Origin of the sequence: Micromonospora sp. WMMD729 (genome assembly GCF_049315225.1) — a bacterium.
Lineage (GTDB): Bacteria > Actinomycetota > Actinomycetes > Mycobacteriales > Micromonosporaceae > Micromonospora.
On record NZ_CP186059.1, the window covers coordinates 1979299 to 2002194 of the forward strand.

Consider the following 22896-nt stretch of genomic DNA (forward strand, 5'->3'; position numbering starts at 1 on the left):
CTCGCTCAGCAGGCCGGGCGTCGGTCCGGCGTCGGCACCCCGTCGCGCGCCGGCTCCATCGACGCGCTGCGCAGGATGCGCTCCCGGTCCGGTCCGTCGGCCACGCTCACCAGGAAACAGCCGGTGCCCGGGCGGAGCGCGGCCGGCACGTCGAGCACGGCCGCGCTGCGGATCAGTACGGCGGCCAGCTCCCGGTCGGTGAGCCGCACACCGAGGATGTGCCGCCGTACGTGCCGCCCGCCGGCCAGCAGCGCCGACCGCCACGCCGCCGCCGCGAGGCGGGACACCCACCGGCGGCGGGCCGGCGAGGCGCCCGGCACGGGACCGCCCAGCAGCTCCCGACGCCCCTGCCACCAACCGGCGTCCATCAGCCGGGTGTACGCGCCCTGGTGCTCCGGCGGTACCCAGAGCCGGTGCAGCTCGTAGCGACGGCGCAGTCCACCGACCGCCACCTCCTGGCTGACCGGGATGTCGAGGCGGGCGAGCAACTGCCGCATCCGCTGCGCGGCGTCCTCCCGGTTGAACTCGACCCCCGGCGCGTGCGACGGCAGCGCGGCGGTCGACCGGCCGCCCCGCGGCGGCGCGGTGCAGCGCAGCAGGCAGGCCGCCTCGAACGCGTCGCCCAGGGTCAGCCAGTCCAGCGGGGGTGGTGTCGCCGGCGGGCGGGGCCGGTCGAGCAGGGCGGGGTCGCGGGCCAACTGAAGGCTCCCTCGTCGGAGTCTGGGTTCCCCTACCGTGGCCCCTGCGCGGCCGTTACGGAACGTGTCCTGCCCAGCCTTGAGGAAATCTTGCGGCTCTCGCTCCGCTACAGGTCGGTGACCACCAGATCCACCTGCCGTACCCGCCCGGCGGCGGCCGGTTCCTCCACCACGGTGTGCTTCAGCTCGCGCAGGATGCCGACCAGCTCCCGGGCGGTGCGCGGCCGGGCGTCGGCGAGGAGCAGATCGCGGACCAGCCGGCCCTTTGTCGCCTTGTTGAAGTGGCTCACCACCGAACGGACCGGCACGCCGTCGACCTCCCGCTCGTGCAGCACCCGCACGGTCACCGTCCGTTCGGCCAGCTCACCGCGCGGCGTCCAGGTGGCCGCGTACGCGCCGGAGCGCAGGTCCAGCACCGGGCCCCGACCGGCCGCGCCAGCCAGGACCGGCGTCAACTCCCTGCGCCAGTACGCCGACAGCGCCCCGACGTCCGGCAGGCGGACCCCGATCGGGCAGCGGTACGGCGGGATCCGGTCGGCGAGGCGTACCGCGCCCCACAACCCGGAGCTGATCAGGATCGACCGGCGGGCCGCCCGCAGCGCCGCCGGTGGCAGCGTGGCCAGCTCCAGCGCCTCGTAGAGCACGCCGGTGTAGAGCCGCTCGGCCGGTGCGGTCGCCGCCTCCCGCAGCCGGGCGTTGCGGCGCAGCTCGCCCCGCTGACCGTCGCTGAGCCCGAGCGTGGCCAACGCCGCCGCCTCATCGGGCCCCGCGCTGAGCGCCACGAGCGCGTCGAGCACCCGCTCGCGGGCCGGGTTCAGCTCCGGCAGCGAGAGCTTGTCCGGCGTCCACCGCCGTCCGGTGCCGGCGTCGGCCTTGCCCTCCGAGGGCGGCAGCAGGATGAGCATCGGGTCTCCTCGGACGGGTACGGCGGCGGCCCGGCCAGCGTACGACCCGTCCTCACCGCCAGGGCCGCACCGGGGTGTCGGGGTGGTACACGCGATAGCCACCCACCTCGCGTACCGGCGCGGCGTCGGGCCGGTCGGCGAGCAGCCGGCGCAGCCGCCGGTCCATCGGCGAGTCGACCTCCACCACGTAGCCCGGCCGCGCGGCCCGCCCGACCTGCCGCCAGTACGGCCGGTAGCGGTTCTGCCCCGGGGACAGGTCGCCGTCGAGCACCCCGCAGACCACCGTCTCATCGGTGTTGAAGATCAGCCGGTTGCAGGTCCAGTAGTCCCCGTACACCTCGTGGGGTCCGTCGGCGCGCAGCGCGGCGGCCAACTCCCGGGCCTGACGCTCCTCGGTCCGGGACGCCGCCGTGCCGCCGGTCGCGAAGAGCACGGTGACCACCAGCGTCGTCGCGGCCAGCGCGGCGAGGACGGCGGCGGCCAGCGCGCCGGTCAGCCGGCCGAGTACGCCCGCCGTGCCCCGCCAGCCGGCCACGCCCGCCGCCCAGAGCGGCCAGAGCACCGCCGGCAGCGACAGTTGCAGCACCGACAGGTAGCGGGCGTTGTCCAGTGGGCTGGTCGCGGCGAGCGGACTGCGCACGTACGACAGCAGGGTCAACGCCGCGCCGACGACCAGCGCGAGCTGCACGACCGGGCCGACCCGCGCGGCCCGTGGCCTGCCCGCGGCGTGCTCGTCGGTCGGCGTGCCCGCGGCCGGCTCGCCGGTTGTCGTGCCGGCGGCCCGGCGGTACGCGAGGAGCGCGAGCACCGCGGCGGCCACCAGCAGCGCCGGGTAGAGCAGCCCGAACCACTGCTGCCAGCGGCCGCACCCGTCGACCGGACAGAGCCCGTGCGCCAGCGGCACCCCCTCCAGCAGACCGCCGGAGATCCGCTCGGACCACGGCGGCAGCGGGCCGTCCTTGGTGCTGACCTCCCGGAACACCGTCAGCGAGTCCTCACCCGGCCCGGCCCGCAGGTTGTCGACGACCATCGGCGCGATCCCGACCACGAACCCCGCCACCAGCAGCAGCCCGGACCAGCCGAGCAGTTCCCGCCGCACCGCCCAGACCAGGGCCAACGCGGCGACCGCCAGGTACGGCAGGATCAGCCAGTCCGACCAGGCGGCCAGCCCGGCCAGCAGCCCGAACAGCGCGACGGCGAGCCGGCGGTGGCGTACCGACCCGGCGGCCAACCCCACCACGATCAGCAGCATCAACAGCACCGCCGGTTTGACCTCCGGCCGGCCGCCGACCACGGTGAGCTGGTCCCGCACCACCCGCTCGGGTCCCAACGCCAGCAGACCTACCACCAGGACGGCGAACCACGGCGCGTAGAGCCGACGGGTGAGCCGGTACGCCAGGTAGAGGAAGATCGCGTACAGGGCGAGCATCGGCAGCCGCAGCACCGGCCAACTCGGCCCGAACAGGGCGAGCAGTGGCGCGGCCAGGTACGACTCCAACATCCCCATGTAGTGCTGGCCGTAGAGGAAGACGGGATGCTCCCGGCCCTGCCCGATGTGCAGGGCGGCCAGCCCGAAGGTCGCCTCGTCGCTGTTCGACACCGGCACCGTGTACAGCGTCAGGACCAGCCGGTACCCGACGCCGACCAGCCCGAACAGCAGCGCCACGAGCGCCGGCCGGTCGAGTCGCGGACGCCACCGCCCGCGGTGCTGCTCTGGATGCGACACGACCACGCCCCCGTCGTCGTCCCGACCGGAGTGTTTCACGGACGGCGGGCCGGCCGTGGCGGATCGGCTCAGCCGGCTCGGCTCGGCCCGGTGGCGGGGGTTCGGGGCGTGCCCGCGGGCCCGGGGTGCGGGCCGGCTCGGTGGCCGGGGTTCGGGCCGTGCTCGCGTGCCCGGCGTTCGGCCCGGCTCGCGTGGCCGACTCCGGCGACGTGTGGCAGGGTTGGCGGGTGCCACCCACACCCGCCGGCGAACTTGCCGTGCCGAACCTGCACCGGGCCGCGCGGATCGAAGACGCCGTGCATCAGCTCGTGGAGCGTCGGCTGCGCCGGACCGGCTGGCGGATCAACATCGTGGCGTACACCGGCTACGGCCGCCCCGGCTGGGTGCGCGTCATGTGCCGGGTGCTGCTCGGTCGTCCGGACACCCGCCAGCGCGGGCGGCTGGAGAAGGTCCGTGGCTGGCGCAGCTTCACCACGCTGCCCGCCAAGCACGTCACGGTGCACATCGAGGCCGGCGGCGTACGGCACGAGGCCCAGGCGGACCGCAGCGGTTTCGTCGACACGCTCGTCGAGGCCGACCTGCCGCCCGGCTGGGGCACCGTACGGCTCAGCGTCCCCGACGCCGAGCCCGTCGACGCCCCCGTGCGCATCCTCGACCCGGACGTCAAGTTCGGCATCCTCTCCGACATCGACGACACGGTCATGGTGACGGCGCTGCCCCGACCGCTGCTCGCCGCGTGGAACACCTTCGTCCTGGACGAGCACGCCCGCGCCGCCGTACCCGGCATGGCGGTGCTCTACGAGCGGCTGGTCACCGCGCACCCCGGCGCCCCGGTCTTCTACCTCTCCACCGGAGCGTGGAATGTCGCGCCCACGTTGACCCGGTTCCTGTCCCGGCACCTCTACCCGGCCGGGCCGCTGCTGCTCACCGACTGGGGTCCGACCGCCGACCGCTGGTTCCGCAGCGGCATGGAGCACAAGCGCTCCACCCTCGCCCGGCTGGCCAAGGAGTTCCCCGACGTACGCTGGCTGCTGGTCGGCGACGACGGCCAGCACGACCAGGAGATCTACCGGGAGTTCGCCGCCGCCCACCCGGAGAACGTCGCCGGGGTGGCGATCCGCAGGCTGTCCCCGACCCAGTCGGTGCTGGCCGGTAGCCTGCCCGCCCCGGCCGGGCGACCCTCGTCGGGGCCGGTGGGGCAGAAGTGGCTGTCCGCGCCGGACGGCGCCGGCCTGTGGCAGCTGCTCCGCGACGCCGGCCTGGTCTGACTCGCCAACCGCGCACAACGTGTGCGTGCCGTGTGCGCGCCGCCAAGATCTGCGCGACATCGGGGATGGTGCTGTCTCCCGCGTGTCGGAGGCAGCAACATCCGGGAAGTTGCTCGGATCTCCATGCAGCGCTCGGTTGCGACGCTGCGTTATCGTCCCTCCCGACCCGACCGAGCGGTGGACGGGGAGCGGGGGTGGACAGTGCTGCACTACGCGCCACTTCGGTTGGCCGCCGACGAGCGGATCGTCTTCACCCAGCGCGGATATCTCCCGTTTGGCACGACGTCACTGAGCAGGAAAGGTGTCCTGCTCACCATCACGACACGGCGGCTGCTCTTCGCGCCGGTCAGGGTCTGGGGTCTGCGGAGCTTCGGCGAGTCCTGGGTCCGCGCCCAGTCGATGAGCCTTCAGGATGTGACGGCCTTGGTACCCGCGGCCGGTGCTCGCTTGACGATCAGTTCCCGGTTCGGCGACAGCGTCTCCTTCGTCGCCATTCTCCCGACCGGTGTCGGGTTCGTCTGGCAGGCTGGCGCCGCCGTCCCGTACCGCGACGAGACGGTACGACGGATCAGGGAGTCCTGTGGCCTCGGCGAGCCCGGTTCGAGGGTCGTCGAGCCGGGTGACGGCGGTGCGTCCACCTGAACGCGCCGGACGCGGCCCAGACCGCACGCAGTCGAATGAGTGGCCGTCGCCTCCTCGCCTGGGGAGTGCCGTTGCTGCTGGTGCTGGCGGCAGTCGCCGGGTACCTCGCGATCCGGCCCGCCGACGTGCGGCTGGCCGGCACGCCCACAGGACCTCTCATCCCGACGTCACGTGGCGAGCTGCTGGGCGCGCCGGTCGGCCTGGCGAACGGCGAGGTCGTCTTCCTCCTGGTCGAGCGAGGTGGATGGGATTCACCGCAGGCGCTGTTCAGCGTGCATGGCGACGGCGGCGAACTCGACCGGATGAGCTACTGGGACTGGGAGATGAAGTGTCCCGGCTTCTACACCCTGGAGCGCATCGCCGCTCGCGGAGGTGACGACATCCTTGCCGCCGGCTACTGCCACGGAGAGAAGGACGTGGTCGACCTGCTGAATCCGGCGCACACGCGCATGGAGCGCTGGGCTGGCTTCGATGCGGTGGCCGGCGTTTCTTCGGCCGACGATGGCACCGGAATCCTCGTGGCCAAACCGTCAGGCGCGGCGTGCCTCACGCTTCTCCGCGGCTCGACCGGCACGTGGAAAGAGGTCACGAGCGGGCAGGGTGAAGACGTGGCAACCGGGCCACGTGGGGCGTGTCGCTTCGACGACGATCAGCCGCTGTTCCTCGGCGCTGTCGGGACTCAGGACGTCTACGTCGTGCAAGGGCGAACGCTGTGGCTGACGAACGGCCGCGAAGGGCTTGTCGAGCAGGATCTGCCATTCGAGGTGATCCGGGGAGTGGCGACGATCGACGGCCGGCGGTTGGCGGTCAGCGGCCGCGTCGACGGGCGGGACGGGATCTGGCTCTACTCGCTCGACGGCGATGCGGTGCGCCTACGTGTCGAGGGACGGTTCGGTGAGCTGTCCCGGATTGACGGCGGAGTGTTGACCGGACAGTCGGTCCGGGGCGGGACACAGATCGTCCGCATCGCGGTGCAGTAGGGCGACGCCGCCAGCTGGAGAGTTGTACGTCGTCCCACCTCTTCAGCGTGACGATCACTTAATGCTGACCAGTTCCAGGAGGCTCCTGACGGCTGCAGCTGCGCGAGCCCGGGCTGGTCCGACGGCTGCTGTCGGGCTACCGGACGTCGAACACGTCTTCAAGGACAAGCCTCGCCCGGCCGGGGACCTCTTCGTCCGGGAAGATCTCGGCGCAAAGGCCGAGGACCTCTCCGGGGTCGTTCAACCCAAGGTGTTCCACGAGGAAGCGGATGTCATCAGCGTCTCGGCGTCGTGCCGCGAGAACCTTCATCGCAAGCAGATGCTCCGGGGACGCCGCCGAGACCCGCAGGCCAGGATGATCGAAGACTCTTGGTGCCTCCGGGTCCCCGCCAGCGGCGACGTACACGCTCGCCTGCTCGTTCAGCCACCACTGCGGCAGCCCTAGCTCGTCCGCGACGGCCCGCGCTTCGTCGAGGACGATGCCGTGCGGCTGAAAAACGGCGTCAATATCGCGCGTCGCCCGGCGGGCGTCGTAGGCCAGTGCCATGGCAGCCCCGCCGAAGATGTACAGGTCGGCGACCACACCCCGCTTTGCCAGCCGGTCACCGAGCCTGCGGAAGGCGTCCTGGATGGCAGTACGATTCAGCAGCGGGTCGTCGGCGCTCACGCGACCTTCAACTCCTGCGGGGAGATGAACACCCCACGGCGCCGGAATGCCGCGGGCGCGTGCACCACGGCGTCGACGCGGGCGGCACGCGTGTTGAAGGGGAACCAAAACTGCCGTAGCGACCGCGACTCGACCCACGAGGGTGCACCGCGCCCGTCGCGGGCGGAGAGATACTCCGCCAATGCGGCGAGGAAGACATCCCAATGATCGTCACCGGTTGGCGCTGGCTCCTGGATCAGCAGGTCAGCACGCTGCTCGGATGCTTCCCAGCCGTACTCCTCCAAGAACTCCGCCACCAGACGCCACCGCCTGGTGTCGTCGCTCCCGGCGAGCAGGACACCCAGGCGTGCCATCGTCATCGGCTCGTACCGCGCAGGACGATTGCTCACAGCATCAACGTAGTACAGGACCGCGCCGATACGTCGTAGGGCCTTCAGGCTGACCAGTGAACCCGCCCGCCACGCCGGCGGGCGGCGGTCAGATGCCGCGTTGCGTTCTCGTCCCTCTCGACCCTCGACGACATCTGCAACTTCCGGAGGTGATGGGACATCTTAGGTCGACTCCGAAAGCAATTCCACCTTGATCACTTGATGCTCACCAGTTCCAGGAGCCTTCTGGAGACTGGTGAGCATCAAGTGATCATGTATCCGGCGGGAGCGGTCAGTCGCGGCGGAGCCAGATGACGCCCAGCGGGGGCACCTGGAGGGCCGCCGAGGCCACCATGCCGTGCCAGGGCACGTCCTCGGCGTGCACCGCGCCCAGGTTGCCCACGCCGGACCCGCCGTAGTGGTGGGCGTCGGTGTTGAGCACCTCGGTCCAGGTGCCGCCGGCCGGTAGGCCGATCCGGTAGTCGTGCAGCGGCAGGGCCGAGAAGTTCGCCACGCATACCAGCGTCGAGCCGTCCGGGGCGATCCGGACGAAGGAGACGGTGTTGTTGGCGACGTCGTCGCCCGCGATCCACCGGAACCCGGCCGGTTCGGTGTCCTGCGCCCACAGCGCCGGGGTGCCCCGGTAGACGCGGTTCAGGTCACCGACGAGCCGCTGCACGCCGGCGCGAGCCGGGTCGTGCAGCAGGTACCAGTCGAGGCCGCGCTCCTCGCTCCACTCCCGGTCGTCGGCCAACTCGGAGCCCATGAACAGCAGCTGCTTGCCGGGGTGCGCCCACATGTACGCCAGCAGTGCCCGGACGTTCGCCAACCGTTGCCAGGTGTCGCCGGGCATCTTGCCGGCCAGCGAGCCCTTGCCGTGCACGACCTCGTCGTGGCTGATCGGCAGTACGTAGTTCTCGCTCCAGGCGTACGCCAGGGAGAAGGTGAGCTGGTGGTGGTGGTGCTGGCGGTAGATCGGGTCCTTGGACGTGTAGAGCAGGGTGTCGTGCATCCAGCCCATGTTCCACTTGAACCCGAAGCCCAGCCCGCCGTCGGCGGTGGACCGGGTGACCCCCGGCCACGCGGTCGACTCCTCGGCGATCATCACGACCCCGGCGTGGTGCTTGTAGACCGTCGCGTTCACCTCCTGCATGAGCGCGATGGCCTCCAGGTTCTCCCGACCGCCGTACTGGTTGGGGGCCCACTGGCCCTCCTCGCGGGAGTAGTCCAGGTAGAGCATCGAGGCGACCGCGTCGACCCGCAGCCCGTCCACGTGGAACTGGTCGCACCAGTAGAGCGCGTTGGCGACCAGGAAGTTGCGCACCTCGCGGCGGCCGAAGTCGAAGACGTAGGTGCCCCAGTCGGGGTGCTCGCCGCGCCGGGGGTCGGGGTGCTCGTAGAGCGGGGTGCCGTCGAAGCGGGCGAGGGCCCACTCGTCCTTCGGGAAGTGGGCGGGCACCCAGTCGAGGATCACGCCGATGCCGGCGGCGTGCAGGGCGTCGACCAGGTGCCGGAACTCGTCCGGGTCGCCGAAGCGGGAGGTCGGGGCGTAGTAGCCGGTCACCTGGTAGCCCCAGGAACCGCCGAACGGGTGTTCCATCACGGGCAGGAACTCCACATGCGTGAAGCCCAGTTCGGTGACGTAAGCGGTCAGCTGGTCGGCCAGCTCACGGTAGCCGAGGCCGGGCCGCCACGAGCCGAGGTGCACCTCGTACACGCTCATCGGCTCCTGGTGCGGCTGCCGCCCGGCCCGCCGGGCCAACCAGTCGGCGTCGTTCCACCGGTACGTCGAGTGGTGTACCACCGAGGCGGTGGCCGGCGGCACCTCCGCGTACGCCGCCAGGGGGTCGGCCTTGTCCCGCCACTGCCCGTCGGCGCCGAGCACCCGGTACTTGTAGCGGGCCCCGACCCGGGCGTTGGGCACGAACAGCTCCCACACGCCGCTGGAGCCGAGCGACCGCATCGGCCAGCCGTCGTCGGCACCCCAGCCGGTGAAGTCACCGATCACGCGCACGCCCTGGGCGTTCGGCGCCCAGACGCTGAACGCCACGCCCTCGTCGAAGACCCGCGCGCCGAGCGCGTCCCACAGCCGCTCGTGCCGACCCTCGCCGATGAGGTGCAGGTCCAGCTCGCCGAGGGTGGGCGGGTAGCGGTACGGGTCGTCGTGCGCCGTGCCGTCGACCTCCACCCGGTAGTCGAGCACGGTCCCCTCGACCTGCGCCTCGAAGACACCCAGGTCGTGCACCCGCTTCATCGGATGCCGCTCGTCGCCGACGAGCAGCACCACGTCGCCCGCGCCCCGGCGCATCGTGCGGATCGTGGTCGACCCGTCGGCCGGGTGCGCTCCGAGCAGCGCGTGCGGGTCGTGCGTCACACCGGTGATCAGCTGGTCCATCGGTCGTCCTTCGGGGCGGCGTCGGTCGGTGCGGAGGCGGGCGGGCGGGTGGCAGCCGGGCGGGGCGCGGACGGCCGGCCGGTCGAGGACTGGGCGGCAGCCGCACGGGCCGCCGCACGGAACGCCAGCGTGGCCGGCGTCGCCACCCCGCTGGCCGGGGCCGCCGGCCTGCTGGCCGGGTTCACGGGCGCGGCGACCGGAGGCGGCGCAGCGCTGGCCCGGGGCGGCGGCGCGCTGGCCGGGGCCGCCGGGGCCGTAACCGGGGGCGGCGTCGAGCCAGCGTCGGCCGTCGGTCCAGCGTCGGCCGTCGAGCCGGCGCCCGCCGCCGTGCCCGTGGCGGATGTCGGTGCCGGAGTCGTCGGTGAGGTGCCGCCGGAGATCTCGTCCGGGACGTCGGCGACGGTGAGGTCCGCCGGTTCGACACCGGCCGGCTCGGGTACGGCGGGCGGCGTCGGGCGGCGGACGGTCAGCACGTGCGCCGGTTGCAGGTACGGGTCGAGCCGCACCGCGTTGCGCTGCCCCCAGTCGTAGCTGGCGCCGGTCAGCTCGTCGTACACGGTGAAGCGCTCGTGCCAGTCGAACCCGAGCGCCGGCATGTCGAGCGTGGTGTTGCCCCACTGCACCTCGCGCGAGTCGAACGAGCAGACCACGATGACCGTGTTGCCAGTCTCCGGGTCGTGCTTCGACCAGCACAGCAGCGCCGGGTTGTCGATCTCGTGGAAGCGCAGGTTGCGGAGCTGGTGCAGGGCGGGGTTGTCGCGGCGTACCCGATTGAGGGTGGTCAGGAACGGCGCCAGCGAGCGGCCCCGCGCCTCGGCGGTGGCCCAGTCGCGCGGGCGCAGCTCGTACTTCTCGTTGTCCAGGTACTCCTCCGCGCCCGGCCGGGCCACGTGCTCGAACAGCTCGTAGCCCGCGTACAGGCCCCAGGAGGGGGAGAGCAGCGCCGCCAGCACCGCCCGGATCTTGAACATCGGCGGGCCGCCGTGCTGCAACGATTCGTGCAGGATGTCCGGCGTGTTCGGCCAGAAGTTCGGCCGCATGTAGTCGGCCGACGCGACCAACTCCTCGCAGTACTCCCGCATCTGCGCGGCCGTCGTGCGCCAGGTGAAATAGGTGTACGACTGCGTGAAGCCGATCTTGCCGAGCCCGTGCATGATGGCCGGCCGGGTGAACGCCTCGGCGAGGAACAGCACGTCCGGGTCGACCTTCTTGACCTCGGCGATCAGCCAGTGCCAGAAGTCGAACGGCTTGGTGTGCGGGTTGTCCACCCGGAAGATCCGGATGCCCTCGCCCACCCAGTGCAGCACCACCCGCAGCACCTCGGCCCGGATGCCCTCCGGGTCGTTGTCGAAGTTGATCGGGTAGATGTCCTGGTACTTCTTCGGCGGGTTCTCCGCGTACGCGATGCTGCCGTCGGCGCGGGTGGTGAACCACTCCGGGTGCTCGGTCACCCAGGGGTGGTCCGGCGCGCACTGCAACGCCAGGTCCATCGCCACCTCCAGGCCCTGCGCCGCGGCCGCATCGATGAAGGCCCGGAAGTCCGCCGGCGTACCCAGATCGGGGTGGATCGTGTCGTGGCCGCCCTCGGCGGCGCCGATGGCCCACGGCGAGCCCACGTCGGTCGGCCCGGCGGTGAGCGCGTTGTTGCGGCCCTTGCGGTTGATCCGGCCGATCGGGTGGATTGGCGGCAGGTAGAGCACGTCGAAGCCCATCGCGGCGACACCGGGCAGCCGCTCGGTCGCGGTGGCGAAGGTCCCGGAGCGGCCACCCGCCGCTCCTTCGGAGCGCGGGAAAAACTCGTACCAGGCCGAGAAGAGGGCCCGCTTGCGGTCAACCCAGATGGAGTACGCGTCACCGACCGTCACCAACTCGCGCACCGGGTGCTCCCAGAGCAGGTCGGCGAGGGCGAGTGCCGGGGCGACGCGCTGCGGCAGCGGCAGGTCGGTGTCGGCGAGGGCGGTCAACGCGTCGGCGACGCGCGCGCGGTCAGCGGCCGGTACGAGGTCCCGGGCGGCGGCCAGCACCCGGGCGCCCTCGGCCAGGTCGTTGGCGAGGTCGGCCGCGCCCTGCCCGGCGGCGATCTTCTTGGTGACCGCGTTCTGCCACGTCAGGTACGGGTCCTGGAAAGCCTCGATGACGAAGGTCCACGCGCCGACGCTGTCGGGAGCGATGGTGGCGTGCCAGCGGTCCTGGCCCGGTTCGCCGGGGCGCATCCGGGTGAACGGCCGTTCCTCGCCGTCCGGGCCGGTCCACACCACGTTGCAGCCCAGCGCGTCGTGCCCCTCCCGGTAGGCGCGCGCCGACACCGGAACCGGCTCGTCGACGACCGCCTTGGCCGGGTACCGCCCGCACGAGACGACGGGGGAGACGTCTTCGATCGGGAACCGTCCTGTCACTCCGCCAACCTACTGTGCGAGATCCGCTCGCGCGCGGCCAAGCACCGGCCCGATGGGCACCCGACCCAAGATCCGCTCACTTTCGGGGAAACTGCTGCATCAGAGCGCGTCGAGGCAGCAGTTTCCCCGAAGTTGTGTGGATCTCCGCGATGCGGATCGTCGTGACACCGCTGGGTGGGGCGGGCTGCGTGACGGCAGGCGTCACGCAGCGTTGATTACGTCACGGAGGTGTGGGCGCATGCGGCTGAACAGCAAGGGCCAGGTAACGATCCCGGCTGCGCTGCGAGCCCGTTACGACCTGCGCGCGGGTGACGAGGTCGACGTCGTCGAGGAGGGCGGCGCTCTCCTCATCGTTCGCGCGCAGGACGCCGGCACCCGGGGGCAGCGGCTCGTGCGCCGCATGCGTGGTCGGGTCAGTGCCAGTTGGCCCCCCGCCGACCGGCCGCTCTTGTCCTGATCTACTCGCATTCCGTGAAACCGGGGTGTCAGTGGGCCGGCGATGCCGCGGTTTCCTGAAGTCCGAGTGGATCAAGGGTTACGCGGGTGACTCGAACGGGTCAGGCGGGCGGGTTCGGTGCCACGAACGACCCCTTGCCCTGGCGAGTGACGATCCAGCCGCGCTCCTCCAAGATCCGCAGAGCGTAACGCACCGGCCATGCGCTCGACTGGTACTGCTCGCGCATCTCGGCGATCGACGGCAGCTTGTCGCCCACTTTGAGGGTGCCGCTGCGGATCGAAGCAGCGACGTCGTCAATGATCTGCTCGTATAGCGGTGCTTGCGGCATGGTGGCGCCACCTCTCGTCAGCGCACCGATCTTCGCACTCTGGGTGACTCGCCGTGCATGCTCTGTTGACTGTGACGGCATTGCCTTCTAAGTTGACGGGCAGGGGTTCTCTCGTCAGCAGCGGAGGTCCCTCGGGCAGGGCGGGGCGGTTCCCCCGTGTCGCCCCGCCCTGACCTGCTTCTTCGCCATCGCGTTCCGTCGCGTCCAGGAGGTGCCGATGCGTGAACGTCCGTCCGACGGGCCGCTGCCGCCCGCGTACCCGGTGGCCGGTGGTCGGCCGCCGCAGCCCGACGGGGATCGGGTGCCCTGTCCGCCGCGTCCTGTGCGGGCACCGCTGCCCCGGCGGCAGTACCTCTACGGAATTGTGATCGCTGTGGTCGTACTCCTGTTGTTTGTTCTTGGGGTGGTGCGGTGAGCGCGACGGGCCGGCGGTGAACGAGCTGCCGGTGGGTCGCCGCGTCGCCCAGTGGCGGGTGCGGCGCAACATGACGCAGCAGCAGTTCGCCGACCGGCTCGGCAAGTCGAAGAGTTGGGTGGACAAGGTCGAACGTGGGGTACGCCGGCTGGAGCGGGTGTCGAACCTCCGGGAGATCGCCGAGACGCTGCGCATCGACGTCGAGGTGCTGCTGGCCACCCGGCCGGTGCGGCGCGCGCCGGTTGCCGCCGGAGTGGATGGGGTGCGGGCGGCGCTGGCCCGGTACGACCGGTCGGGTGGAGACCGGCCGCCGCTGGTCGAGGCGTTGCGGGCTCGGGTGGAGCACGCCGAGCAGAGTTACCGCCACGCTCGGTACCCGGCGTTGCTGGCCCTGCTGCCCGGCCTGCTCGACGCGGCCCGGGAAGCGCACGCGGCTCGCCCTGGAGCGACGGACGCGCTGTTGGTGCCGGTGTACGCGCTCATCGCCCTGGCGCTGGTCAAGGTCGACCAGGGTGACCTGGCGTGGTTGGCCGCCGACCGTGCGATGACCGCCGCCGCCGACGACCCCCGGCTGGCCGCCGTCGCCACCGTGGCACTGAGTCAGGCCCTACGCTCCCGTGGTCGGCGGCTCGCCGCTCTGGATGCCGCGCTCCTCGCCGTCGACCGCTGCGACGGGTCCACGGCCGCCTCGTCGCTACGAGGAGCGCTGCTCATCCAAGCCGCCCTCGCCGCCGCGGACCGGGGAGACGAACACGTCGCCCGCCAGTCGCTCGACCAGGCTGCGGACGCCGCCCGGGCTGCCGGAGCGGACAGGCGGGCGGCGGTCGACGCGGCTCGGGTGGTTGCCGAGGCGGCGCTGGGCGACGTCACCACGGCCACGGCCCGGCACCAGCGACTGGTCGCCGACGACCGGTGGCGGTCACTGCCGCCCGAGCACCGGGCCGCGTACCTCCTCGACGTGGCCCGCGTTCACGCTCGCGCAGGTGACATGCGCCGGGCCGGCCGGACGCTGCTCGACGCGGAACGCGTAGCCCACAGCGAGGTGCACCATCGGCCGGCGGTACGGAAGCTGGTCGCCGTCGTGTCGCGAAACGCCGACGCGTCGGCTGAACTGGCCCAGCTCGCCGCCACCCTCCACGTCGCCTGACGCTGTCTCCCTCAGCTCGCGATGACCGAGCGGTAGATGTCCAGGGTCTGCCGCGCGACGGCGTCCCAGGAGAAGTGCTCCACCGCGCGCCGCCGGCCGGCCAGACCGAACCGCTCGGTACGCGCCGGGTCGGCGAGCAGCGTGTTGATCGCCGCCGCCAGGTCGGCCACGAACGTCTCCGGCTTCAGCGGCGTGCCCGACCCGTCGGTGGCCTGCTCGATCGGCACCAGCAGGCCGGTCTCGCCGTCCGCCACCACCTCGGGGATGCCGCCGGTGGCGGTCGCCACCACGGCCGTCTCGCAGGCCATCGCCTCCAGGTTGACGATGCCCATCGGCTCGTACACGGACGGGCAGGCGAAGACGGTGGCGTGGGTGAGCACCTGGATCACCTCGGGCTTGGGCAGCATCTCGGCCACCCAGATGACGCCGGATCGGTTGGCCCGCAGCTCGGCGACCAGCTCCTCGACCTCGGCGGCGATCTCGGCCGTGTCCGGCGCGCCGGCCAGCAGCACGAGCTGGGTGTCCGCCGGCAGCTCCCGGGCCGCCCGCAGCAGGTAGGGCAGGCCCTTCTGCCGGGTGATCCGGCCCACGTAGACCACGCTTGGCCGGGACGGGTCGATGCCGAGCCGGTCAAGCACGTCGGTGTCGGAGTCCGGGGCGTACTGCACGGTGTCGATGCCGTTGTAGACCACCCGGACCCGGTCCGGGTCGATCCGCGGATACGCGGTGAGCACGTCACTGCGCATCCCGTCGCTGACCGCGATGATCGCGTCGGCCGACTCGTACGCCGTGCGCTCGATCCAGGAGGAGAGCGCGTAGCCGCCGCCGAGCTGCTCGGCCTTCCACGGTCGCAGCGGCTCCAGGCTGTGCGCGGTCACCACGTGCGGCACCCCGTGCAGCAGCTTCGCGGTGTGCCCGGCCAGGTTCCCGTACCAGGTGTGGCTGTGCACCACGTCGGTGCCGGCGGTACCGGCGGCCATCTCCAGGTCCACGCCCATCGTCCGCAGCGCGGCGTTCGCGCCGGTCAGGCCCGGCGGATCGGCGTACGCCGTGACACCCGGCTCGGTACGCGGCAGGCCGAAGCAGTGCACCCGGACGTCGGCGAGGCGACGCAGCTCCCGGGCCAGGTACTCGACGTGCACGCCCGCGCCGCCGTAGACCTCCGGCGGGTACTCGCGGGTGAGCAGGTCGACGCGCAGCGGGGTGGGTTCCGTCATGACCCCGCACCCTAGTGCAGAAGACTCCCCGTACGAGTGGTGAAGTGGCACGCGGGTGGATAGCGTCGGGGCATGGCTGCCAAGGTGCTCGCGATCGTCCTGGCGGGTGGGGAGGGCAAGCGCCTGATGCCACTCACCACGGACCGGGCCAAGCCGGCCGTCCCGTTCGGCGGGATGTACCGCATGGTCGACTTCGTCCTCTCCAACCTGGCCAACGCCGGCTATCTCAAGATCGTCGTGTTGACCCAGTACAAGTCCCACTCCCTCGACCGACACATCACCAAGACCTGGCGGATGTCCACGCTGCTCGGCAACTACGTCACCCCGGTGCCGGCGCAGCAGCGCCGTGGCCCGTGGTGGTTCGCCGGCTCGGCCGACGCCATCTACCAGAGCTTCAACCTCATCAACGACGAGCAGCCCGACTACGTGATCGTCTTCGGCGCCGACCACATCTACCGGATGGACCCTCGGCAGATGGTGGAGGACCACATCGCCTCCGGCGCCGCGGTCACCGTCGCCGGCATCCGCCAGCCGCTGTCGATGGCCGACCAGTTCGGCGTCATCGAGGTCGGCGAGGACGGCCGGAAGATCCGCGCGTTCCGCGAGAAGCCCACCGACGCGGTCGGACTGCCCGACGCGCCGGACGAGATCTACGCCTCGATGGGCAACTACGTCTTCACCACCCGGGCGCTCTGCGAGGCCGTCGAACGCGACGCCGCGGACAAGAGCAGCAAGCACGACATGGGCGGCAGCATCATCCCCATGCTCGTCGAGCGGGGCGAGGCGAACGTCTACGACTTCCGCGACAACGAGGTGCCGGGCAGCACCGACCGGGACCGGGGCTACTGGCGCGACGTGGGGACGCTCGACTCGTTCTACGACGCGCACATGGATCTGATCAACGTGCACCCGGTGTTCAACCTCTACAACTTCGACTGGCCGATCTACACGGAGCAGCCGCCGTGGCCGCCGGCCAAGTTCGTCCACCAGTGGGGTGAGCGGGTCGGCCGGGCGGTCGGCTCGATGGTCTCCCCGGGCGTGGTGATCTCCGGCTCGCTGGTGGAGAACTCGATCGTGTCGCCGAAGGTGCGGGTGCACTCCTGGGCGCACGTCGAGGGCTCGGTGCTGATGGAGGGCGTGGAGATCGGCCGACACGCGGTGGTCCGACGGGCGATCCTGGACAAGAACGTCTTCGTCCCCGAGGGCGTCGAGATCGGTGTCGACCTGGAGAAGGACCGCCAGCGTTACACCGTCTCCGACAACGGCATCGTGGTCATCGGCAAGGGCCAGAAGGTCGAGCCGTGACCGACAGGCACTCTTCGAGGAGGATCCCGCAGTGACCCATCCCCGTGCCGGCCAGCCCGCCGAGCCCGCCGACCTGGTCGACGTGCCGCGCCTGGTCACCGCCTACTACGCCGAGCATCCGGACCCCGCGGACCCGGCGCAGCAGGTCTCCTTCGGCACCTCCGGTCACCGGGGCTCCAGCCTGCGCAACGCGTTCAACTCCGACCACATCGTCGCGGTCACCCAGGCGCTCTGCGACTACCGGCGGGAGCAGGGCCTCGACGGGCCGCTCTTTCTCGCCCGGGACACGCACGCGCTCTCCGCGCCGGCCGCCGTGGACGCCCTCGAGGTCCTCGCCGCCAACGGCGTGACCGTGCTGGTGGACAGCCGCGACGGCTACACCCCCACGCCGGCGCTGTCGCACGCGATCCTCACCCACAACCGGGGTCGTACCAGCGGTCTCGCCGACGGCATCGTCATCACCCCGTCGCACAACCCGCCGGACGACGGCGGTTTCAAGTACAACCCCACAAACGGTGGGCCCGCCGACACCGACGTCACCCGGTGGATCCAGGACCGGGCCAACGCCATCCTGGCCGCCGGGCTCAGGGAGGTCCGGCGGATCACGTACGCGCGGGCCCGCGCCGCCGACACCACCGGGGAGTACGACTTCCTCGCCCACTACGTCGACGACCTGCCGGCGGCGATCGACATCGACGCGATCCGCGACGCCGGCATCCGGATCGGCGCGGACCCGCTGGGCGGGGCGAGCGTGGCGTACTGGGGGGAGATCGCCGAGCGGCACCGGCTCGACCTGACGGTGGTCAACCCGACGGTCGACCCGACCTGGCGGTTCATGACCCTGGACGGCGATGGCAAGATCCGGATGGACTGCTCCTCGCCGAACGCCATGGCGTCGCTGATCGCCGCGCGGGCCGACTACCAGATCTCCACGGGCAACGACGCCGACGCCGACCGGCACGGCATCGTCACCCCCGACGGCGGCCTGATGAACCCGAACCACTTCCTCGCGGTCGCGATCGGGCACCTGTTCCGGACCCGCGCCGACTGGGGGCCGGCCGCCGCCGTCGGCAAGACCCTGGTGTCGTCCTCGATGATCGACCGGGTGGCCGCCGACCTGGGCCGGCCGCTGCTGGAGGTGCCGGTCGGGTTCAAGTGGTTCGTGCCCGGCCTGCTGGACGGGGCGGTCGGCTTCGGCGGCGAGGAGAGCGCCGGGGCGTCGTTCCTGCGCCGCGACGGCTCGACCTGGACCACCGACAAGGACGGCATCCTGCTCTGCCTGCTGGCCTCCGAGATCCTGGCCACCACCGGGCGTAGTCCCAGCGAGCACTGGGCGGAGTTGGCCGAGCGCTTCGGCGCGCCCGCGTACGCGCGCATCGACGCCCCGGCGACCCGCGAGCAGAAGGCGGTGCTGGCCAAGCTCTCCCCGGACCAGGTGACCGCCACCGAGCTGGCCGGCGAACCGATCACCGCCACCCTGACCACCGCGCCCGGCAACAACGCCCCCATCGGCGGCCTGAAGGTCAGTACGAAGTCCGGCTGGTTCGCCGCGAGGCCCTCGGGCACCGAGGACGTCTACAAGATCTACGCCGAGTCCTTCCAGGGCCAAGACCACCTGAAGAAGATCCAGGAAGAAGCCAAAACCCTGGTAGACCAAGCCCTAACCCAAACCCCCTAACCCACCCCGGGCTCCTGCCCCCCCTCCACTCCAGCTGATCAAGAGGTTTGCGTCACGACACGCCGGACGGCGTGACGCAAACCTCTTGATCAACGGCGGTGAGGGCGGGGGCGGGGGCAGCAGGGTGGGTGGTCTTCAGCAGGGTGGGGGGTCGGCTGGTGGGGGCAGTTGCTGGCCTCGTCGGCGTAGCTCTTCGGGGAGCAGTTCGCGCAGTTGCTCGGGGAGGAACGGCAGGTCGAGCAGCGTCATCTTCAACTGGTTGCGCTCCTGGTAACGCAGCGGGTCGAAGCGGACCACCAGACCGGCGTCGCGGCGGTACGAGATGTCCACCGCCCCCTCCGTCGCCGCGTCGCGGAACACCAGCCCGTCCATCTCCACCACCACCGGCGACGAGTTGGGCTGTAGCTCCAACCGGATCTTCTCGTCGGGGGAGAGCACCACCGCCCGCGAGATGCCGGCCATCGGCGCTGCCGGCGTGATCACCACCGAGTCCGCCGCCGGGGAGATCAGCGGACCGCCGGCGGCGTAGCTGTACGCCGTCGAGCCGATCGGGGTGCTGACCACCACGGCGTCGCTGCGGTAGTAGCCGTACTGCTGGCCGTCAATGGCGAGCGTGACGCTGACGAAGCCGGCGCCCGGCTGGCGCACCAACGCGATGTCGTTGAAGGCCACCACGTCATCGCCGCACACGTCGCAGGCGAGGCAGGCGTGCGACTCGACGGTGAAATCCTTCGACAGCAGCCGGCCCAGCGCTTCGGGCAGCTCCGGTGGCTCGATCTCGACGAGAAATCCCAGACGACCCAGGTGGACGCCGAGCACCGGCTTCGGGTCCAGGATGGCGGAGCGCAGCGCGCCCAGCATGGTGCCGTCGCCGCCGATGCTGATCAACGCGTCGGCGCGGACGGCCACCTCCTTGTCGGGCAGGGGCTCGACGGTGGCCGGCACCCGGTGCTTGTCCTGGGCGCGCACGTAGAGCGTCTTGTGGTGGCGCGTGGCCCACCGTTCGATGATCCCGACCACCTCGGTGACATCCCGGGTGGGGTGCAGTACCAGACCCAGCCCCGACACCCGTACAGCTCACCACACCGGTGTCGGACGCGTCCGGCGTACACCCGAAGGTGCGCCGGCGGTCACGCGGACCGCCGGCGCACCTCGTGCCGTCAGCGGCGCGGCCGTCCGGTCAGGTGCGTGAGGGAGCGGGCGACCAGGTCGTCGCGGACCGCCGGGGCCAGGCCCTCCAGCCCGAAGCCCAGGTAGACGGTGTCCGCGGTGACCACCGCCGACCCCTCCTCGAACGCCTGCTGGCTGCGCGACCAGTCGGTGGCGTTACCGGCGGAACCGGCGGGCGGACCGGCCACCGTCCAGCCGCCCAGGTCCTCGGTCTCGAACGAGGTCTCGGTGGCCGTGGCCCCGTCGACGAGCACCCGGGCATCGTCCAGGAAGACGCCCAGGCCCTGGGTGCCCCAGTCGGAGACGTACGAGATCGACACCTCGACCTGCTTGCCGGCGTACGCCGACAGGTCGATCGAGAAGTCCTGCCAGCCGTTGGACGCGCCGGTGGCGGCGTGCCACTCACCGGTGGTGCCGGTGGGCGAGCAGTCGGCGCCCTGGTAGTGCTCGGTGAACGGGTGGATGGTCCGCCACCCCGAGGCGCAGCTGTCCCCGGTCTCCCGGCCGGTGTGGCCGTTGGCGTCCGGCAGCGTGGTCCAGTCGTCGCTGCCCACCTCGTGCGCCTCGACGACGAGGAAGTCCCAGTTCGTCTCGATGTCGTACGAGGCGGCGAACCGCAGCTCACCGCTGGTGGCCCCGGTGAGGTCCACGGTGCGGGTGAGCCGCTTGTACGACTCGTCGGCCTGCCCGCTCCACAGGTACCAGTCACCCGTGCGCGGGTCGAACGGGGCCGCCCCCGGACGTACCCAGCCCACCGGCGCGGAGCTGGCGAACTGCGGGAAGTCGTCCACGGGCAGGAAGCTCGACGTGGTCAGGAACGAGGCCGTGTGGGCCTGGTTGCCGGCCGAGCCGGGCGCGTTGAGGGTGCCGGACAGGCCGGCGTACGCCCCGCCGACGCCCTGGATCGGGTACGGGCCGTGGGTGCCCGTGCCGCCGTCGCTGACGTAGGTGTACGCGCCCAACCAGTACTGCTGGAAGTCGTTCAGCAGCGGCAGGCAGGCGGCGTCGTCCCCGTCGGTGCACTCCGGCGGCGCGTCCGGGTGGTACACGTACGCGCCGTTGGCGCCCTGCGCGTAGAGGGCGTACTGGCCGCTGACGAGCAGCTTGCCGCCCTCGTTGAGGTAGTCACGCACGGCCAGTTCGGTGTCCAGCGCCGCCTTGGCCGTGGTGCCGGCGACCTGGCCGGTGGAGCGCAGGATGATGTCGTCGCCGGTCTCCCAGACCACCGCCTTGTAGTGCGACAGCACGCCCAACGGGTGCGGGGCGGTACGCCCCATGGCGTCGAAGTCGTACACGTCGCTGGTGCGTCCGGCGGCGGTCAGCGACGCGGCGATCTCGTCGGCGTACCTGGCGGTGGTGCCGGTCTGCGCCGGGCTCAGCCCGGTGACGTCCTCCACGGCGAGGACCAGCACGTCACCGCCGATGTCGGTGTGCACCCGGTAGGTGAAGTGTTCGCTGGCCACCACCCCGGCGCGTGGCTTGACGCCGGTGAACCAGACCTCCACCCGGTCCCCGGGCTTCGTGCCGGTGACCGTGCCACGCAGTTCGGCGTAGTAGTCGTCGTTGGTGTCGCCGTACCGTTCGCCGCCGCGCCACTCGCGGACCCCGACCGTCTTCGGCCGGCCGCCGTTGACCGTGTAGTGCATCCGTACGTTCTTCAGGGCCCGCCGGGTGATGGAGGCGACCTGCTGGGTGCGCCCGTACGAGGTGTCGAAGGCGTCCACCACGAAGTCGGGGGTGCTGCGGCCGACCACCGACACCGGGTCGTCCGGGTCGGCCGCGGACTTCGCCACGGCCAGCGCGAACGGCAGGTTCTTGGCGACCTCGCCGGCGATCAACGTCTCGTCGTCCGGGAAGATGAAGTCGCTGACGCAGTCCTCCGGCCGCCACTGGTCGTCCGGGTCGACGGACGCGGCGGATTCGCAGGTCGACATCTCCGGGGTGAAGCCCAACGTGCCGTATTTGACGGTGGCGTGGCTGTCGGTGTCGCCGTTGGTGGTGTACAGCTCGGCGGAGATGTCCGGGTCGTAGCCGGGCACGGCCGGGTGGGCGTCGTCACCGGCCATCGCCTGGTAGATCACGTCGTCGGGGGTGGGTGTGCTGACCTGCCAGCCGACGCCGTAGAGCAGCAGCTGGGCCGCCGAGTGGTAGTTGACGTAGAACTCGAACCCGACCCGGCGGAACAGACCGTCGAGGGCCCTCGTCTCCGGCTCGGAGGAGGGCCGGGCCCCCCGGTAGGTGTCGCTGTTGGGGTCGGGCGACGAGCCCTCGTTGTCGTACCCCCACTTGAAGGCGAAGTTGCGGTTCAGGTCGACGCCGTCACCGGAGCCGATCTGGCCGTCGCCGTCGTTGTCCCGCAGGTTCTTGCGCCAGAGGCGGTTCCCGGGGGTGAACGTGTAGTCGTAGCCGTCCGGGTTGGCGACCGGCAGGAACCACAGCTCGGTCGTGTCGAGCAGGCGGGTGATCTCCCGGTTGGTGCCGTAGCTGTCGAGGACGTGGTGCATGAGGCGGCGGGTCATCTCCGGGGTGATCCACTCGCGGGCGTGCTGGGCGCCGGAGTAGAGCACCGCCGGTCGCTGGCCGTCGCGGACCTTGCGGGCGTCCTTGGTCACCTTGACCGCGAGGATCGGTTTGCCCTGCTGGGTCCGGCCGATCGTCTCCAACTTGGCCAGCTTCGGGAACCGGGCCGCCGTGGCGGTCAGCTCGTCGCGCAGGCCACCAGGCTCGCTGTACGGCCGGAACGCCGACCAGCCCGCGGCGGCCTGCTCCCGCAGCGCCTGCGACGCGTCCTTGCCGCGGACCTTCTTCACCCGCAGGGGTACGCCCCGGTCGATCAGTCGTTTCGCCTGTCGCGGGGTGAGGACCGTCTCGACGGCGGTGCGTCCGGCGGAGTCCGCCGTGGCGTCGTGGCCGAGGTCCACACCGGCCTCACGCAGCAGGTCGCGCTGCTTGCCGTCGACCGTGCCGACGTACACCTCCAGGCCCTCGCGGGCGCCCGGATCCGACGGTGGCCGCGCGCTCGCCGGTGGGGCCAGTGCCAGGGCTCCGAGCAGGGTGACCACGCCGGCGATCGCCAGTCGTCTCGGTCTCATCGCGCCTCCTTGGGTGAAGGACCTGTAGGCGCGAGCCTTCGG

18 protein-coding genes and 1 pseudogene are annotated in these 22896 nt (G+C 71.6%); 8 read left to right on the plus strand and 11 right to left on the minus strand.

From position 1 onward, the window contains the following. Positions 1–5: 5 nt before the first annotated feature. From ACN263_RS09085 to ACN263_RS09095, 3 genes are all read right to left on the minus strand, one after another. Positions 6–698, minus strand: coding sequence for a hypothetical protein (locus tag ACN263_RS09085; RefSeq protein ID WP_422739364.1), 693 nt, complete (start codon positions 696–698; stop codon positions 6–8). Positions 699–805: 107 nt separating this feature from the next. Further along, the gene (gene yaaA, locus ACN263_RS09090; RefSeq protein ID WP_422739365.1) at positions 806–1603 is read right to left on the minus strand and encodes a peroxide stress protein YaaA; all 798 of its coding nucleotides are present in this window, start codon (positions 1601–1603) and stop codon (positions 806–808) included. A gap of 52 nt (positions 1604–1655) precedes the next feature. Further along, on the minus strand, positions 1656–3329 hold the full coding sequence (locus ACN263_RS09095; RefSeq protein ID WP_422739366.1) for an ArnT family glycosyltransferase: 1674 nt from the start codon (positions 3327–3329) through the stop codon (positions 1656–1658). 227 nt (positions 3330–3556) lie between these two features. Here ACN263_RS09095 and ACN263_RS09100 point away from each other — a divergent pair, with 227 nt between their 5' ends. From ACN263_RS09100 to ACN263_RS09110, 3 genes are all read left to right on the plus strand, one after another. Next, the gene (locus ACN263_RS09100; protein ID WP_422740644.1) at positions 3557–4597 is read left to right on the plus strand and encodes an App1 family protein; all 1041 of its coding nucleotides are present in this window, start codon (positions 3557–3559) and stop codon (positions 4595–4597) included. Positions 4598–4822: 225 nt separating this feature from the next. Further along, entirely contained in the window at positions 4823–5239 is a 417-nt protein-coding gene (locus ACN263_RS09105) for a hypothetical protein (RefSeq protein ID WP_422739367.1), read from the plus strand. A gap of 71 nt (positions 5240–5310) precedes the next feature. Beyond that, the gene (locus ACN263_RS09110; protein ID WP_422739368.1) at positions 5311–6219 is read left to right on the plus strand and encodes a hypothetical protein; all 909 of its coding nucleotides are present in this window, start codon (positions 5311–5313) and stop codon (positions 6217–6219) included. A 136-nt stretch (positions 6220–6355) separates the two neighbouring features. Here ACN263_RS09110 and ACN263_RS09115 read toward each other — a convergent pair whose 3' ends face one another. The 4 genes and pseudogenes from ACN263_RS09115 to ACN263_RS09130 all read right to left on the minus strand — a co-directional run. Beyond that, entirely contained in the window at positions 6356–6886 is a 531-nt protein-coding gene (locus ACN263_RS09115) for a DUF6036 family nucleotidyltransferase (RefSeq protein ID WP_422739369.1), read from the minus strand. Beyond that, positions 6883–7275: a hypothetical protein gene (locus ACN263_RS09120; RefSeq protein WP_422739370.1), complete on the minus strand. Its 393-nt coding sequence runs from the start codon at positions 7273–7275 to the stop codon at positions 6883–6885. Before ACN263_RS09120 ends, ACN263_RS09115 begins: the two co-directional genes overlap by 4 nt. A gap of 271 nt (positions 7276–7546) precedes the next feature. Further along, a complete protein-coding gene (glgB, locus tag ACN263_RS09125) occupies positions 7547–9649 on the minus strand; it encodes a 1,4-alpha-glucan branching protein GlgB (protein ID WP_422739371.1) in 2103 nt (700 codons plus the stop codon). A 347-nt stretch (positions 9650–9996) separates the two neighbouring features. Then, positions 9997–12045, minus strand: a pseudogene (locus ACN263_RS09130) (maltotransferase domain-containing protein); the annotation flags it as partial. A 238-nt stretch (positions 12046–12283) separates the two neighbouring features. Between ACN263_RS09130 and ACN263_RS09135 the strand changes: the two are divergent. Then, positions 12284–12502 carry an AbrB/MazE/SpoVT family DNA-binding domain-containing protein gene (locus ACN263_RS09135; RefSeq protein ID WP_422739372.1) on the plus strand — a complete coding sequence of 73 codons (219 nt, stop codon included), beginning with the start codon at positions 12284–12286 and terminating at the stop codon, positions 12500–12502. Positions 12503–12602: 100 nt separating this feature from the next. Here ACN263_RS09135 and ACN263_RS09140 read toward each other — a convergent pair whose 3' ends face one another. Next, positions 12603–12830: a winged helix-turn-helix domain-containing protein gene (locus tag ACN263_RS09140; RefSeq protein ID WP_422739373.1), complete on the minus strand. Its 228-nt coding sequence runs from the start codon at positions 12828–12830 to the stop codon at positions 12603–12605. Between the two features lie 217 nt (positions 12831–13047). Here ACN263_RS09140 and ACN263_RS09145 point away from each other — a divergent pair, with 217 nt between their 5' ends. Beyond that, the gene (locus ACN263_RS09145) at positions 13048–13245 is read left to right on the plus strand and encodes a hypothetical protein (protein ID WP_422739374.1); all 198 of its coding nucleotides are present in this window, start codon (positions 13048–13050) and stop codon (positions 13243–13245) included. Positions 13246–13261: 16 nt separating this feature from the next. Next, entirely contained in the window at positions 13262–14392 is a 1131-nt protein-coding gene (locus ACN263_RS09150) for a helix-turn-helix domain-containing protein (protein WP_422739375.1), read from the plus strand. Between the two features lie 11 nt (positions 14393–14403). Here the strand turns inward: ACN263_RS09150 and glgA are convergent, their stop codons facing one another. Further along, positions 14404–15609 carry a glycogen synthase gene (glgA, locus tag ACN263_RS09155; protein ID WP_422739376.1) on the minus strand — a complete coding sequence of 402 codons (1206 nt, stop codon included), beginning with the start codon at positions 15607–15609 and terminating at the stop codon, positions 14404–14406. Positions 15610–15681: 72 nt separating this feature from the next. On the opposite strand from glgA, the gene glgC reads away from it, so the two are divergent. Next, the gene (gene glgC / locus ACN263_RS09160; protein WP_278138510.1) at positions 15682–16914 is read left to right on the plus strand and encodes a glucose-1-phosphate adenylyltransferase; all 1233 of its coding nucleotides are present in this window, start codon (positions 15682–15684) and stop codon (positions 16912–16914) included. A gap of 31 nt (positions 16915–16945) precedes the next feature. Further along, positions 16946–18592, plus strand: coding sequence for a phosphoglucomutase (alpha-D-glucose-1,6-bisphosphate-dependent) (pgm, locus tag ACN263_RS09165; RefSeq protein ID WP_422739377.1), 1647 nt, complete (start codon positions 16946–16948; stop codon positions 18590–18592). A gap of 135 nt (positions 18593–18727) precedes the next feature. On the opposite strand, the gene ACN263_RS09170 is transcribed toward pgm, so the two are convergent. Both ACN263_RS09170 and ACN263_RS09175 read right to left on the minus strand, forming a co-directional pair. Further along, complete coding sequence (locus ACN263_RS09170) at positions 18728–19651, minus strand: NAD(+)/NADH kinase (protein ID WP_422740646.1); 924 nt, start codon at positions 19649–19651, stop codon at positions 18728–18730. 101 nt (positions 19652–19752) lie between these two features. Further along, positions 19753–22854: a M14 family zinc carboxypeptidase gene (locus ACN263_RS09175; protein ID WP_422739378.1), complete on the minus strand. Its 3102-nt coding sequence runs from the start codon at positions 22852–22854 to the stop codon at positions 19753–19755. Positions 22855–22896 lie beyond the last annotated feature (42 nt).